Raw genomic sequence first — 14,444 nt, forward strand, 5'->3', positions numbered from 1 at the left:
CAGGGTGTCCGAAAATGAGCTGGCGATGCGCTACGCTGGCACTTCGCCTGTGGCCGGGCCGGCGTAACGTTCGCGTCCGGCCCAGTCGCAGACACGAACCTGATCCGGGATTTACGGCGTGGCGAGTGTGTGGAAAAGCGAGCCGGCGATCTCGACGGCCGCCTTGAGATCGGGGCCACGACCGAAACCCGGTCGAGCAAGGCGTGCGCGCCGTCTTGTTGGCGCAGGCGATAGAATTCAATGACGAAATTCAAATCAGCCTCCAGCAGTTCGCGCGGGGATCAGAACGCTGCGCGACCTTTCGGACGCGCAGCCTGGCAGAAAATCGATTCCGATTTTGGGGGGGGCACGCACTAGCCTTTGGGCTTGCCCTTGTAGGTGGCCGTCTCGGCCTGCTTGACCTGAGAGCCGAAGGTGTTGGTGGCCTGGATCACAACCTTCTCCTTCTTGGGTTTTCTGGTCTCGCGGTTGCTGCGTTGTTGGCCTTTAGCCATGGTCTTATCTTTCCTATTGCGAAGCGGGGCCTATTCGGCCGTCGTTTCGACCGCCTGGAGATTGTCTTCCGTGGTGACCCGTTCGTGGTTTTCGCGGTCACTGCGGATGCGGTATTGCGGCGAGCCGTCCTTGGCCGGCAGCGTCGCATTGACGTGGAACGTCTCGGCATCCTTCACCGCCATGCCGATCCGGCTCCTGATCAGCACCATCTGGCCGACCGCGAAACGGTGCGAGGGCTTTTCCACGCGCGGGGCTGAAGCCGCACCTTTAGTGAACCTGATCATGCGGGCAGTTCCTTGTCCTGACGCAGCGCGGCTTCGAGTTCGGCGTAGTCGATGGCCAGGACCTGGCTGGTCAGGAGGTTGGAGGACCGGGCGGGCAGGTGGATGTAGGTGGCGACGCGCCGGTAGGCGATCCACGATATGCCGTCGATCATTTCTTCGTCGTGATCGATGTCATAGTCGCCCGCCGGCTGGGTTTCTTCCAAGCCGCGCAAGACAAACGGCCTTTCGAAATGGACAGTCGAGTGTTTGGTGCGCCCGGTCATGACAGCAACTCCGTATATGGACGAAAAGCGGAGCAATGCCCCGCTTTCCTCACTTCAATCGTGCTCGAGAATGACCGGTAGAAGCTGCCAGTACATCCGTGGTCAGCGTCCTTTCGGTCAAATCTAATCAGAGCAGCTGAAGGTTCGTGGCCGACTCGCGGCCCTTGTTGTCGCGCTCGAGTTCGAAATTCAGCTTCTGGCCTTCTGCGAGGCCGGAGAAGCCGGCGCGTTCAAGCGCGCTGACATGGACGAATACGTCCTTGCCGCCGCCAGCCTGTTCGATGAAGCCAAAGCCCTTCTGGCCGTTGTAGAACTTTACGGTACCAGTGTTCATGTGAGTGTCTTTCGAAAGAGAAAAGTCGTAGCGCAGCAAGTAAAGCCGCGCATTCGTACATCGACGATTTGGAATGAGTTTGGCGGGTCGAGAACCTCTGACGCCGCGATAGCCAAGCTTGGCCCAAAAAACGATAGGTTACTTATAGCCGTTAATTACGGTTTATGTAAGGGATTTTTTCAATGACTGTTTTTATTGCGAATTTATTTCAGATCGCAACCTCCTATCATGGGCTGAGGAATGCTGATAAGCTGCCGGTACTAGCAGAAAATCAGCAGTTGCATTCCTGTAGGGTCACTTGAACCTCGGCAGCAGACTGCATTTCCCCCATGCGAGGACAAGCCATGATTTTCACAAAACGGCCAACGGCGCCCGCGCCCAAATTGCCTGTGCAGACCATCAAGCCGGCCAAGCTGACTGCCCGCAAGGATGAGACCGCACGCTTGCGGCTCGCCGACAGCGACGGATCCCGGCGCCGCGTGCTGCAAATGATGGAAGACAACCGTCTGCGTTGAAGGACGCGAGGGAAGGGGCGTTACCGCCCCTTCCAGACGACGTACGGAAGGGCCAAAGGCGTTATCGTCCCTCGCGATACCACATCGCGCCAAGCGCCAGCAGCAACAGGCCAAGCCCGAGGAACCCCCCGAACAACGGCACGCGCGACACCGACTTCAGCACGCTGTCGTTGGTGGTGCGGAAGCCGATCCAGTCCCGGCCGGAGGCTTCGGCGCTGCCGCGCACCGGCACCACGCTAGGCAGAGAGATGCCACCGGCAATGCTTGATATGCCGGTCGCTGCAAGCCTGCGAACGTCGCCGCCGGTTGCCTCAGTCGCTGGACGCAACACGTTTTCGGTCGATACGACATCGGCGAATTCCGGCGCGTTGATCGGGCCGACATGGGCCAGTGCCGTCAGGTCGCCGTTACCGACCTGGTACAGCCCGATTTCACTAGTCTCGACGCTGCCGGTGAAAATGCCTGGCTCGCTCTTGTTCAACTGCACGTCGAGCGTCTTGCCCGAAGGTGTGATGATGCGCGCCGGGCCGGCTTCGTCGCGCATGGTCTGGCGGCGGATGTCCAGCATCATGCCGCGACCTTCCGCGGTCAGGCGTTCCTCTTCGAGTTCCGGCTCCTTCATCAGCCAATGGGCGATGCGGCGATAGAGCGAGACATGCGGGCCGCCGCCCTCGTATCCGCGTGCCCACAGCCAGCCCTGATCGGACAGGAACATGCCGACGCGGCCTTCGCCCTTGCGGTCCAGCAACAGCAGCGGCTTGTCGTCCGCGCCCTTCATCACGACTTCGCCTTCAGGCTGTTCGATGCCGATCTGGCGGAACCAGCGGCTCCAGCGCGGCGGCTCCTGGGCCGAGCCTTCGAGGCCGCGCGTCACCGGGTGGCGCTGGCCGAGCTCGGTCAGGCGCGGATAAAATGGCTTTTCCATCACGTCGCCATTGGGCATGGCGGGCAGGGCGGAAATCAGCGGCGTGTTGGCGATCGACTGGTCGCCTGCATATTCGGGGCCAGCCGCAATCAAAAGCGCTCCGCCCTTTTCTACATACTCGGCTATGTAGTCATAATAGAGCAGCGGCAGCACATCGCGGTGCTGGTAGCGATCGAAGATGATCAGGTCGAAGTCGTGGATGCGCTCGACAAACAGTTCGCGCGTCGGAAAGGCAATCAGCGACAGCTCGTTGATGGGGGTGCCATCCTGCTTTTCCGGCGGACGCAGGATGGTGAAATGCACGAGGTCGACCGAGGCGTCCGACTTCAGCAGGTTGCGCCAGGTGCGCTCGCCTGCGTGTGGTTCGCCCGAGACCAGCAGAACGCGCAGGTTTTCGCGAATGCCGTCGACAAGTGCGATGGCGCGGTTGTTGGTGTCGGTCAGTTCGCCCGGAACGCGGTCGATCGACAGCTCGACGATATTGCGTCCGGCGCTCGGAACGGTGATCTGCAGCGGCATTTCCTGGCCGATGAAGGCGCGCTGGACCGAAACCTGATTGCCGTTGATCGACACCCGGACATCGACTGCGCCGGCCTCGCCGCCGGTGTCGATCACTCGGTAGGTCATGTCGAGCGGCTTGCCGACGATGCCGAAGCGCGGCGCGCTTTCGAAGCGGATACGGCGGTCGCGTTCACCGTCTTCACCGGTAATCAGGGCATGCAGTGGGCCGTTGATCGCCGGTGCCCCCGGCACGTCATGCACCTGGCCGTCGGTGACCATCACCGCGCCGCCGATACGCGAAGGCGGCACGTCGCGGAACGCACTTTCGAGCGCTGCAAACAGGCGTGTTTCGGTGCGGTCGTCGGCGGCGTCGGCGCGACCCGCCTCGACTACGCGCACCTCGAACTGGCGGAAGCGCGCCAGCCGCTCCTTCAGCCCTTCGAGCGCTGCATTGGTCTGGGACGTGCGGTCGCCGATGTCCTGGCTCTGGCTGCGATCGACGACGATGGCGACCACGCTCTTCAGCGGCTCGCGCTCCTCGTCGAGGATCACGGGGTTGGCCAGTGCCAGTCCCAGCGCTGCAAGCGCGAGCAGCCGCAGCCACCCGCCACGCTGGCGGAACCACACGCCAACGAGCGCGAGCAGAGCGAGCGGCACAAGCAGCATTGCCAGAAGCGGCCACGACAACAAGGGTTCGAAGGCGACTGACCAGTTCATGCTACTGCCCCAGCCGTTCGAGCAGCACAGGCACGTGCACCTGGTCGGATTTGTAGTTGCCGGTCAGCATGTACATCATGATGTTGACGCCGGCGCGCAACGCGTAGACGCGCTGCATCGGATCGGACGGCACTGTCGGCAGCATTGGGTCGCCGTTCTCGTCGACGGCCCAGGCGCCGGCTAAGTCGTTGGCGGTGATCATGATCGGGGTGACGCCGTCGCCGGTGCGGACCGGGCGGCCCTCGGCATTCGACGCTTCGAGCGAGGCCTCGACCCAGAGCGGGCTGCCATTGAAGCGGCCGGGAAATTCGGGAAGGATGAAGAACGCCTTGGTCAGCACGTGATCGGCCGGCACCGGCTCCAGCGGCGGCACGTTGAGATTGGAAAGGATATCGCGCAGCCGCTCGGTGGCGGGGCTGGTCGAATCCTCGCCGATGCCGTTGGCGAACTGGTCGCGCGTATCGAACAGCACCGTGCCGCCCTGCTTCATGTAGGCATCCACGCGGGCAATCGCCGCCTCGCTGGGCATGGGTGCGGCCGGATCGATCGGCCAGTAGATCAGCGGGTAGAAGGCGAGTTCGTCCTTGGCGATGTCGACGCCTGCCGGCTCGCCGGGTTCGAGGGCCGTCTTTTCGATCAGGTACTGGGTCAGCCCGGCAATGCCGGCCCGGCTGATCGCATCGACGGAGGCTTCTCCGGTCAACACATAGGCGATGCGGGTGCGTGAGATCGCCTCGACCGCTTCGAGGTCGCCGGGCTTGGAATCGTCGGCGCGGGCGAGGTCGGGCTGCGCAAGCAGAGCGCCGAGGCACAGCAGGACTGCCGCCGTGGTGCCGGCCGTCCGCGCCCGCCTGCTGCGCGAGAACATGCCGCCCATCCACAGAACGGCGAGCGTGTCGAGCGCCATCAATGCCAGTGCTGCTGCCATGAGCGGGCCTTTCAGATCGCGCGATTCGTCGAAAGCGTAGCGTATTTCGGTCACCGGTGCCGAAACCTGCGGGCGCACCAGGGGTGCAAGCGCGCTGTCGGCCTTGAGAAGATTATGCGCAAGCACCCCTTCTTCGCTGCCATAGAGGCCGGGCGGGTTTTCCAGCGTGACGGGCAGGGCGGCTGCGCTGGCCAGAAGCGGGCGGGCATCGGGCGTCGGCGGCACGATCCTCGCGTCGGCGGATATCATCCGGTAGGGCGCCAGCGATGAAGGTTTGCCCTCGGCACCGGCTGTCGCCGTGCCCTGGTTGCGCGACAGCTGCACGATGCGGCGCAGCATCTCGACGAAGCTGCCCGAGATCGGCAGGTTCGACCATGTCGCTTGTGGCGCGATGTGGAACAGAACCAGCGTGCCCTTGCCGCGCTTCGCACCGGTCACCAGCGGCGTGCCGTCGGCGAGGTTGGCCCAGGTGCTGGCAGCAAGATCGGGCGTCGGCTCGGCGAGAACCTGGCGGCTGACCGTCACTTCGTTGGGCGGCGACAGGTCCGCGAACGGGCCAGTGCCCGGGAAGTCCGAGACGGGTTGCGGTGCTGTCCACGACAGGGCGCCGCCAAGCGAGCGTTCGCCGAGCCTCAGCCTCACCGGCAACAGGTCCTCGTCATTGCCGGCGGCAGCGAGGCGGGAGCCAGCGAAACGCACAAGCGTGCCGCCGTCGTTCAGCCATTTCAGCAGCTTCTCGCGTGCCTGTGGCGGAATGGTGCCGACATCGGCCATGACGATCATCGCCGGCTTCAGGTCGATCAGCTGCGGGATCGCCTCGGCGAGATCGGAACTCGTGGGTTCACTCAGGTCGGCGAAGGGTTCGAGCGCGCGGCGGATGTAGTAGAGCGGCGCCAGAAGCGGCTGTGACTCGTCGGCGTCGGACTGCGACAGCAGCCCAACGCGACGACGCTTCGAGCTGTCGTCGAGGACGCGCACCGCGCCCGCCTGGGCCTGGCCGTCGAGCGCGATCGAGGCGAAATCGTTGCGCAGTTCGAACGGCACCGTCATCGTTCCCTTTGCGACCGTCTCGCCGGGCGCGAAGGTCAGGGTAGCGTCGGCGATGCGGCGGCCCTTGTCGTCGAAGGCGCCGGCTGTCACCGCACTCGGTGCGGGGTCGCCCGGCGCGCGTATGGCGGTGAGGGCAAAGCCGTCCATTTCATTTTCCGCGGACGTCAGGCCCTTGACGTCGAGCCGGTCGGGCGAAGCCCACAGCACATTGGCCGGGTTCTGGCCGAGAAGTGTCGAAAACGCCTGCTCGTCGCCAGGATTGGCCAGCCCGTCATCGAGGACGGCGACGCTCGTGCCGGGCAGCGTCGCGAGCACGGACGCAACACGGGCATAGACCGCACCCCGGTCGGTTGGCACCGGGCGGGGCTCGGCGGCGCGCAACCTGTCGAGCGCTCGCTGCGCATCGAAGGGGCCAATCTCGGCATTCGGCTTTTCGGCGGTGAAGGCCAAGACCACCGGTTGGGCGGCGGCTCCGGCGTCCGCGATCAGCCGCTCGGCGGTTGCCGTGCGGCGCTTCCAGTCCGGCGCGCTCGCCCAGCCATTGTCGACCACCAACGCAAGGGCAGCACCACCCGTCGGCAGCTTCTCACGCGGGTTGAAGATTGGCTCGGCCAGCGCAAGAACCACGAGTGCCGCCATCAGCAGGCGCAGCAGCGTCAGCCACCACGGGCTTTGGTGCGGCGTCTCTTCCTTCCTGAACACCCGCGCAAGGATCTTCAGCGGCGGGAAAATTTCCGCCTGGGGCTTGGGCGGGGTCAGCCTCAGCAGCCACCAGATGACGGGCAGCGCCAACAGGCCCCACAGCACCGCCGGAAGTCCGAACGAAAGTGGCAGCCAGGTCATCGGCGCCCTCCCGGTCCGTGGCCTTCGGCTGTCAGGGCCAGATGCACATGCACCAGCGCTTCGGAGGCGAGACGGTCGGTGTGGTTGACCGTATAGCTCCAGCCGAGCCGCTTGCACCAGGCGGCGAGTTCTTCGCGCCGCGCCGAATACAGATTGCGGTAGTCGTCGGCCAACTGCTCGGCGCGCCCGGCGGTCAGCTTGTCGCCGGTCTCGGGATCGGTGAACTCGGTGCGGCCCGAATAGGGGAAGCTCTCTTCGGCCGGGTCGGCCACCTCGATCAGGTGGGCGCGCGCACCGTGCCGTGCCAGCGTGTCGAGCCAGGCCATCGTCTCTTCGACCGGGTCGAGGAAGTCACCGATGATGACGATGTCGGAAAAGCGGCGCACGCTCGAAAGATCGGGCCGCCCCGGCAGCGATACCGCCTGGGCGAGATGCGAGCCGAGCCGCTCGGCGCCGTTGCGGGCGCTGAACGGGTCGGTCAGGCCGGGCCAGGCGATGCGCTCGCCGCTGCGCGACAAAAGCTCGGCCAGCGCGAAAACCAGCACCAGCGCGCGCGATTCCTTCGAAACGGTCGCGGTCTTCGACTTGTAGAGCATCGACGGCGACAGGTCCGCCCACAGCCACACGGTGTGGGCTGCTTCCCATTCGCGGTCGCGGACATAGGTATGGTCGTCCCGGGCCGAGCGGCGCCAGTCGATGCGGGCCATCGTTTCGCCCTGCACATAGGGCCGGAACTGCCAGAAATTCTCGCCGATGCCGCGCTTCTTGCGGCCGTGCCAGCCGGCGATGACCGTGTTGACTATGCGGCGGGCCTCTACCAACAGGTCAGGCACCAGCGAGGCGCGCAGCCTGCCGCGGGCAAGCGCATCGCTGGTCGCAACCGGTGCCGAGGCCTCGCCGATGCGCGCCATCAGATTTCCTTGGCTAGTCTGGCCACTACGTCGCGGACCGTCATGCCCTCGGCGCGAGCGGCGAAGCTCAGCGCCATGCGGTGCTGCAGCACCGGTTCGGCCAGTGCGCGGATGTCGTCGATCGACGGTGCAAGCCGTCCGTCATAAAGCGCGCGCGCCCTGGCGCACAGGGTCAGCGCCTGGCTTGCGCGTGGGCCGGGTCCCCACGAGACATGCTTGTCGGTTTCGGCATTGCCCTGGCCCGGACGCGCCGAACGCACCAGCTTGAGGATCGCTTCGACCACGCTTTCCGGTACAGGCATGCGCCGGATCAGCTGCTGGATATCCTTCAGCCGCTCGGGGTCGAGTACGTTTTGCGCCTTGGCGTCCTCGAGGCCGGTGGTTTCCAAAAGGATGCGCCGCTCGGCGTCGACGTCGGGGTAAAGGATATCGATCTGCATCAGGAAGCGGTCGAGCTGGGCTTCTGGCAGGGGATAGGTGCCTTCCTGCTCCAGCGGGTTCTGGGTCGCCAGCACATGGAACGGGGCGGGCAGGTCGTAGCGCTCGCCGGCAACAGTGATGTGATACTCCTGCATCGACTGCAAAAGCGCCGATTGCGTGCGCGGGCTGGCGCGGTTGATCTCGTCGGCCATCAACAGCTGGGCGAAGATCGGGCCCGGAATGAAGCGGAACGAGCGTTTGCCCTGTTCGTCCTGCTCCATCACCTCCGAGCCCAGGATGTCGGACGGCATCAGGTCGGGCGTGAACTGGATGCGGCGTGAGTCGAGGCCCAGGACGATGCCGAGCGTTTCCACCAGCTTGGTCTTGGCGAGGCCCGGTACGCCGACAAGCAGCGCATGGCCACCGGCAAGCAGCGCCACCAGCGTACGTTCAATCACGCTTTCCTGGCCGAAGATGACGCGGCCGACCCCGGTGCGGACCTTGGCGATGTCGGCAAGCGCGCGTTCGGCCGCGGCGATCATCTCGGCCTCGGTCATTGCGGTTTCCTTGATCATCACGCTCATAGGGGCCGGATCCTTCTTCTGGGCATGGGCCTTGAAATCGAAAGCGATTCTCTGGCCACCATGCATAAACTCAAGATGCTACAGCATGTCTCTCGCGTCCATCCGGACACGCCGCCAGCTCACCCAAATCTACCCTGGACGTTTGCCTCGCGGTCCAGCCCGTCGTCCATTTGGACGTGGTGGCTTCCGCCCAATCCCCTGAGGTCAAACCATCCTGGGCGTCGCGAATTCCCTGCCTGCACCTTGGCGAGGTCTTCGCGTTGAACTTAAATCACCCGCCTATGCTGACAAGCGCAACAACAGTGACTATTTCGTGACCATGACCAGCGATCTGGACCACCAAGGCGAGGCGACATCGGAGCATGGGCTCGCCCGTGCCGGCGACACGGTAGGCCTGGAAGCGTTGATCTCGCGGGCCGCCCGCGCCGGCAAGGGCCTGCCTCCGGTTGAACGCTGGAATCCCGATTTCTGCGGCGACCTGGACATGGAAATCAGGCCCGACGGCACCTGGTTCTACCTGGGTACGCCGATCGGTCGCATGCCGCTTGTACAGCTGTTCTCGACGGTTCTGCGGAAAGATGAAGACGGCAGGACCTACCTCGTCACTCCTGTGGAAAAGGTCGGCATCCGCGTCGTCGACGCCCATTTCGTCGCCGTCGAGATGAATGTCTTGGGCGAGGGCGCCGAGCAGGTCCTGACTTTCCGCACCAATGTCGGCGATGTCGTCGAGGCCGGGCCTGAGCATCCGCTGCGCTTTGTCGACGAAGAAGAGACTGGCGGCCTCAAGCCGTATCTTCTGGTGCGCGGTCGGCTCGAGGCGTTGGTGGCGCGGCCAGTGATGTATGAGCTCATCGAGTACGGCGAATGCATCGAAATATCAGGCAAGGCGATGTTTTCGGTTCGCTCCAAGGGCCAGGTCTATCCGATCATGCCCTGGGACAGGCTGGAGCGGCTGAGCAAGTGATGGTTCATTCCCGGGCAGCGCATTACTCGGCGCAGGATTTCCGCCAGCGCGCGGCGCAGGAGCATCTCAACGATGCCGTCGCCGAGTATGGCGACCACATGCTCAATCCCGATCTGCGCAAGATGATTGTCGAACAGCGGCTGCGCGATGCCGCCGTGCTCATCCCCGTCGTCGACCACGGCGATGCCTCGACCGTCATCCTCACCAAGCGCGCCGAAAAGCTTAAAAGCCACTCTGGCCAGATCGCCTTTCCCGGTGGCCGCATCGACCCGACCGACCTGTCGCCAGAAGCGGCCGCACTGCGCGAGACATCAGAGGAAATCGGGCTAACCTCCGACCATATCGAGATTATCGGGCGCTTGCCGGACTATGTCACCGGCAGCGGCTACCGCATTGCCCCGGTGCTTGGCATCGTTCGGCCCGGCTTTCATCTCAGTCTCAACGCGGACGAGGTCGATGACATTTTCGAGGTGCCGCTCGGCTTCCTGATGGACCCGGCCAACCATGACCGCGCCAGCCGTACCTGGCAGGACCAGGAACGCTTCTTCTACGCCATGCCCTATGAAGAGCGATACATCTGGGGTGTCACCGCCGGCATCATCCGCGCGCTCTATGAAAGGCTCTACACATGAGCACCTCGATCGCCGGACAGGCTCAATGGTTTAGCGCTCCGTTGTTGCAGAAGCTGCTCGCGGCCCTCAACGCCGATGGCGAGGAGGCGCGTGTCGCCGGAGGTGCCGTGCGCAACGCATTGCTGGGCGCTCCGGTGGCCGATGTCGACATTGCCACCACCAATCTTCCCGAAGAGACTGTCCGCCGCGCCGAGGCTGCAGGCTTCAAGACCGTGCCCACCGGCGCCGAGCACGGCACCATCACCGTCATCGCTGGAGGCAAGCCGTTCGAGGTCACCACCTTGCGTGCCGATGTCGAAACCGACGGACGCCGCGCCAAGGTCGCCTTCGGACGCGACTGGAAGGCGGACGCCGAGCGGCGCGACTTCACCATCAACGCCCTCTACGCCAAGGCCGACGGCACCGTCGTCGATCTGGTTGGCGGGCTTGCCGATCTCGAAAGCCGAACGCTGCGTTTCATCGGCGATGCCGAAACCCGCATCCGCGAGGACTATCTGCGCATTCTGCGCTTTTTCCGTTTCTTTGCCTGGTACGGCAAGGGTCGTCCCGATGCCGAAGGGCTCAAGGCGTGCGCGCGGCTGAAGGACGGACTTTCCCGCCTGTCGGCCGAGCGCGTCTGGTCGGAACTCAAGAAGCTGCTCTCGGCCCCCGATCCGTCGCGCGCGCTGTTGTGGATGCGTCAGGCCGGCGTGCTAACCGCAGCGCTGCCCGAAAGCGAGAAATGGGGCATAGACGCCATACATGCGCTCGTTCGCGCCGAGGGTGACCTCGGCTGGCCGGCCGATCCGCTGTTGCGGCTCCAAGCGATCGTGCCGCCGGATGCCGCGCGCATGAAGACGCTCGGCGACAGGCTCAGGCTATCCAACGCAGAGACCGACAGGCTGGTCCAGTGGGCGGCAACCGCCAAGATCGAACCGGTGGTTACCGAAGGCGAGCTTGCCAAGCGGCTTTACCGCGGCAGCCTCGAAGGCATCAAGGACCGGTTGCGCCTAGATCTCGCTTCGGCGCGGGGCAGAGCCGAGCAGGACGACAAGGCGCTGATCGAAGCGGGCGGTTACTTTCGCCTGCTGGGTTTCGCCGAAAAATGGCAAAAGCCCGAGTTTCCGCTGCGCGGCGGCGATCTTGCGCAACTCGGCGTCGAGGGGGCGACGCTTGGAGCGCTGCTCAAGGGGCTGGAGGCCGAGTGGGTCGGCAGCGGTTTTTCGCTGGATCGCGACGCGCTGCTCAAGCGCGCCGCCGACAGGCTGAAAGCCTGATTCAGGCTACGTTTTCAGGCTACGTTGCGAACCTTTTCGATGCGCGAGCGGATCGCTTCGATCATCGTCTCGCGAATGATGGTTTCGCCATGCGTCTCGCGCATGTGCTCGGCGACCCGGCGGATGATTTCAGCTTCATCCTCGTGGCGGGTGTGCCATTGGCATCCGGGGACCAGCGTCCCGCATTGAAATTCCTTCATCGGATGTCTCCTTTCCTCCCTCCGGTGTGAGGTGAACTATAACACGCAATATGGCGATTGGTTGCGGCTGGGGTTACCGCGATGCGCAATTAGGCGCGGGCTTGCGCTTTAACGCGAAAAAATACTTTTGATATCAGTATGTTAGATAGAATTTCTGCGAAACTGATTCCGTTTGGACCAGCTCTTTTCCGAATGAAAAGGGCGGAACCTCGTGTTCCGCCCTTTTGGAAAATGGCCGCGAAGGGTCCCCTATTTCATCATCTTTACCGATTCCGCGACCTTGTGCGTTCCGCTCATGTCCCACATGACGGAGACCTTCTCGCCGGCCTTCAGGCCGGGATCCTTGAACGTCTTGGGAAGCATGAAGGTGGTGCCGTCGGCCATCGTCAGGCTCATCGCCTTCATGTCGACGGACTTGATCGTGCCGTCCGTATGCTGGGCGGCGGCGAAGGCCAGGCCGGAGGTTGCGAGAACGGCAACGGCTGCCGCAGGGACAAGGAGTTTGCGCATGGCATGTTCTCCGATGAATGCGAGTGCCGCAAGCGGTACCCGCCTGATGCAAGGCCGTCCGGTTACGTCGAGTCGCGGCGCGCCACGGCAGCCGCCGGCGTTTCCCGGCCCCGGCGATAGAAATAGCCGTGCCGTCCCCTTCGCATATTGGACGAAAAACATATTCCCAAACGGAGGCCTAGCCACAATCGGCGCCAAAATGTCGGTTTGTGGCGTCGATTGTGGCGAGGCTGAACCTTACGAAAAAGTAACAACCAGTCAGCTGTTCGCGGCTACTCGCCGAACTTCTTCTTCGGCTTGTATTTCTTCGCCGCGCCAGCGCCCGCCGGCTTGTCATAGGCAGGCTTGTCGCCGGAACGGCTTTCGTACGGCTTCTTCTCGGAGGGTTTCTTTTCGAAGGGCTTCTTCTCGAAGGCCTTTTTCTTGAACGGCGGCTTGTCCGAGGGATCATACTGGCCCTTGCGGTGCTGCTTCTTGGGCTTGCCGCCGGTGTCGCCGCCGCCAGGCGCGCCTGCGAGCCGCTTGATGTCGACGCCCTTTTCGCCGGTGCCGTTTTGTTCGACGGTTCTGGCGTAGTTGTCGGCGCGGTTGGACACCACTTCGAAATGCGACTCGGTGTCGAAGATGCGGATCGAGCCGATCTCATGCTTGGTGACATGGCCCGCCTTGCACAAAAGCGGCAGCAGCCAGCGCGGTTCGGCGCGCTGCTTGCGGCCGACCGAGACGGAGAACCACACGCCATCGGTGAAGCGGTTGTCGGGGCGCTCGGCCTTGGCGGCGTCGAAAGCCGGGATCGGACGATCCGACAGCTCTTCGGCTGCCGGACGCGACGCCATCTGCTGGCGCAGCCAGGCAAGCGCGATGGTTTCGGGCGAGTGCGCGGCCAGGATTTCGGCGACCTGCACTGCCTCGTCCTCGGCTGGTGCCTCGGCATTGGCAAGCTCTGCCAGCATGCGCTCGCGGTTGCGGGCATCGATCTCGGCGGGGCCGGGCGCGGGCTGGGTCGTTGCCTCGAGCTTCGCCAGCTTGAGCAGGCGGGTAGCGCTGCCGCGACGGTGGAACGGCACCACCAGCACGCAGACACCCTTGCGGCCGGCGCGTCCGGTGCGGCCCGAGCGGTGCAGCAGCGTGTCTGGATTGGTCGGCAGGTCGGCGTGGATGACCAGGTCGAGATTGGGCAGGTCGATGCCACGGGCGGCAACGTCGGTCGCAACGCAGACGCGGGCGCGGCCGTCGCGCATGGCCTGCAGCGCGTTGTTGCGCTCGGCTTGGCTCAGTTCGCCCGACAGGGCCACCACGGCAAAACCGCGATTGGCAAGGCGTGCCGAGAAGTGCTTCACCGCCTCGCGCGTCGCGCAGAACACCATGGTGCTCTGGGCGTCGAAATAAAGCAGCGTGTTGATGATGGCGTTCTCGCGCTCGGACGGCGCGACAAGAACCATGCGGTATTCGATGTCGTCGTGCTGGCGGCTTTCGCCGGCCGCGGTGATGCGCAGTGCGTTGCGCTGGAAGCGCTTGGCCATCTGGGCGATCTGCGGCGGCACGGTTGCCGAAAACAGCAGCGTGCGACGTTCCTGCGGCGCTGCGGCCAGGATGAATTCGAGATCTTCGCGGAAGCCGAGATCGAGCATCTCGTCGGCCTCGTCGAGCACCACGGCGCGCAGGCCAGAAATGTCGAGCGAGCCACGGGTGATGTGGTCGCGCAGACGGCCCGGCGTACCGACGACGATGTCGGCGCCTTCATCAAGCGCGCGGCGTTCCTTGCGCATGTCCATGCCGCCGACGCAGGACGCGATGCGGGCACCGGTCGCGGCATAGAGCCATTCAAACTCGCGGCGCACCTGTATGGCCAACTCGCGGGTTGGGGCGATAATGACGGCACTTGGCGCGCCCGCGCGGTCAAAGCGCTCGCGTCCGTCAAGCAGCGTCGGAGCGATCGCGATGCCGAAGGCCACCGTCTTGCCCGAGCCGGTCTGGGCCGAGACCAGAAGGTCCACGCCGTCAGCCTCCGGGGCCAGCACTGAGGTCTGCACCGGGGTCAGCGTTTCGTAGCCACGCGCGGCGAGCGCTCCGGCCAGCGCCGGAACCATGTTGTCGAAAATCGTCACGAAA

The 14,444-nt window shown here is 64.3% G+C and carries 15 protein-coding genes; 4 read left to right on the plus strand and 11 right to left on the minus strand.

What is annotated here, in order from left to right:
• Window positions 1-353: 353 nt before the first annotated feature.
• The 4 genes from C8K44_RS27780 to C8K44_RS22675 all read right to left on the minus strand — a co-directional run bounded on the left by C8K44_RS27780 (window position 354) and on the right by C8K44_RS22675 (window position 1,376).
• The gene (locus tag C8K44_RS27780; RefSeq protein WP_199227184.1) at window positions 354-494 is read right to left on the minus strand and encodes a hypothetical protein; all 141 of its coding nucleotides are present in this window, start codon (window positions 492-494) and stop codon (window positions 354-356) included.
• A 30-nt stretch (window positions 495-524) separates the two neighbouring features.
• Window positions 525-779: a hypothetical protein gene (locus tag C8K44_RS22665; protein ID WP_109578043.1), complete on the minus strand. Its 255-nt coding sequence runs from the start codon at window positions 777-779 to the stop codon at window positions 525-527.
• Window positions 776-1,042, minus strand: a complete 267-nt coding sequence (locus C8K44_RS22670; protein ID WP_109578044.1) for a hypothetical protein — start codon at window positions 1,040-1,042, stop codon at window positions 776-778. The genes C8K44_RS22665 and C8K44_RS22670 overlap by 4 nt, the downstream gene beginning before the upstream one ends.
• Before the next feature lie 127 nt (window positions 1,043-1,169).
• Window positions 1,170-1,376: a cold-shock protein gene (locus C8K44_RS22675; RefSeq protein WP_067959320.1), complete on the minus strand. Its 207-nt coding sequence runs from the start codon at window positions 1,374-1,376 to the stop codon at window positions 1,170-1,172.
• A gap of 344 nt (window positions 1,377-1,720) precedes the next feature.
• Here C8K44_RS22675 and C8K44_RS27585 point away from each other — a divergent pair, with 344 nt between their 5' ends.
• The gene (locus C8K44_RS27585) at window positions 1,721-1,891 is read left to right on the plus strand and encodes a hypothetical protein (protein WP_158282778.1); all 171 of its coding nucleotides are present in this window, start codon (window positions 1,721-1,723) and stop codon (window positions 1,889-1,891) included.
• A gap of 61 nt (window positions 1,892-1,952) precedes the next feature.
• Here C8K44_RS27585 and C8K44_RS22680 read toward each other — a convergent pair whose 3' ends face one another.
• The 4 genes from C8K44_RS22680 to C8K44_RS22695 are packed head-to-tail and all read right to left on the minus strand — an operon-like array spanning window position 1,953 to window position 8,770.
• Window positions 1,953-4,034 (minus strand): hypothetical protein, encoded by a 2,082-nt coding sequence (locus C8K44_RS22680; protein WP_109578045.1) that lies wholly within the window; start codon window positions 4,032-4,034, stop codon window positions 1,953-1,955.
• Window position 4,035: 1 nt separating this feature from the next.
• A complete protein-coding gene (locus C8K44_RS22685; RefSeq protein WP_109578046.1) occupies window positions 4,036-6,855 on the minus strand; it encodes a DUF4159 domain-containing protein in 2,820 nt (939 codons plus the stop codon).
• Window positions 6,852-7,766 (minus strand): DUF58 domain-containing protein, encoded by a 915-nt coding sequence (locus C8K44_RS22690; protein WP_109578047.1) that lies wholly within the window; start codon window positions 7,764-7,766, stop codon window positions 6,852-6,854. The genes C8K44_RS22685 and C8K44_RS22690 overlap by 4 nt, the downstream gene beginning before the upstream one ends.
• Window positions 7,766-8,770 carry a MoxR family ATPase gene (locus C8K44_RS22695; RefSeq protein ID WP_109578101.1) on the minus strand — a complete coding sequence of 335 codons (1,005 nt, stop codon included), beginning with the start codon at window positions 8,768-8,770 and terminating at the stop codon, window positions 7,766-7,768. Before C8K44_RS22695 ends, C8K44_RS22690 begins: the two co-directional genes overlap by 1 nt.
• A gap of 319 nt (window positions 8,771-9,089) precedes the next feature.
• Here C8K44_RS22695 and C8K44_RS22700 point away from each other — a divergent pair, with 319 nt between their 5' ends.
• Genes C8K44_RS22700 through C8K44_RS22710 form a run of 3 tightly spaced genes read left to right on the plus strand, consistent with a single transcriptional unit; the run spans window position 9,090 to window position 11,622 of the window.
• Window positions 9,090-9,734: a DUF1285 domain-containing protein gene (locus C8K44_RS22700; protein ID WP_109578048.1), complete on the plus strand. Its 645-nt coding sequence runs from the start codon at window positions 9,090-9,092 to the stop codon at window positions 9,732-9,734.
• A complete protein-coding gene (locus C8K44_RS22705; RefSeq protein WP_109578049.1) occupies window positions 9,734-10,366 on the plus strand; it encodes a CoA pyrophosphatase in 633 nt (210 codons plus the stop codon). Before C8K44_RS22700 ends, C8K44_RS22705 begins: the two co-directional genes overlap by 1 nt.
• Window positions 10,363-11,622, plus strand: a complete 1,260-nt coding sequence (locus C8K44_RS22710) for a CCA tRNA nucleotidyltransferase (RefSeq protein ID WP_109578050.1) — start codon at window positions 10,363-10,365, stop codon at window positions 11,620-11,622. The genes C8K44_RS22705 and C8K44_RS22710 overlap by 4 nt, the downstream gene beginning before the upstream one ends.
• A gap of 14 nt (window positions 11,623-11,636) precedes the next feature.
• On the opposite strand, the gene C8K44_RS22715 is transcribed toward C8K44_RS22710, so the two are convergent.
• The 3 genes from C8K44_RS22715 to C8K44_RS22725 form a co-directional block, all read right to left on the minus strand.
• Window positions 11,637-11,822 (minus strand): DUF1059 domain-containing protein, encoded by a 186-nt coding sequence (locus C8K44_RS22715; RefSeq protein ID WP_109578051.1) that lies wholly within the window; start codon window positions 11,820-11,822, stop codon window positions 11,637-11,639.
• A gap of 249 nt (window positions 11,823-12,071) precedes the next feature.
• Entirely contained in the window at window positions 12,072-12,332 is a 261-nt protein-coding gene (locus C8K44_RS22720) for a DUF1344 domain-containing protein (RefSeq protein WP_109578052.1), read from the minus strand.
• 272 nt (window positions 12,333-12,604) lie between these two features.
• Window positions 12,605-14,440: a DEAD/DEAH box helicase gene (locus C8K44_RS22725; protein WP_109578053.1), complete on the minus strand. Its 1,836-nt coding sequence runs from the start codon at window positions 14,438-14,440 to the stop codon at window positions 12,605-12,607.
• Window positions 14,441-14,444: the final 4 nt, after the last annotated feature.

This window comes from Aminobacter sp. AP02, assembly GCF_003148805.1.
Lineage (GTDB): Bacteria > Pseudomonadota > Alphaproteobacteria > Rhizobiales > Rhizobiaceae > Aminobacter.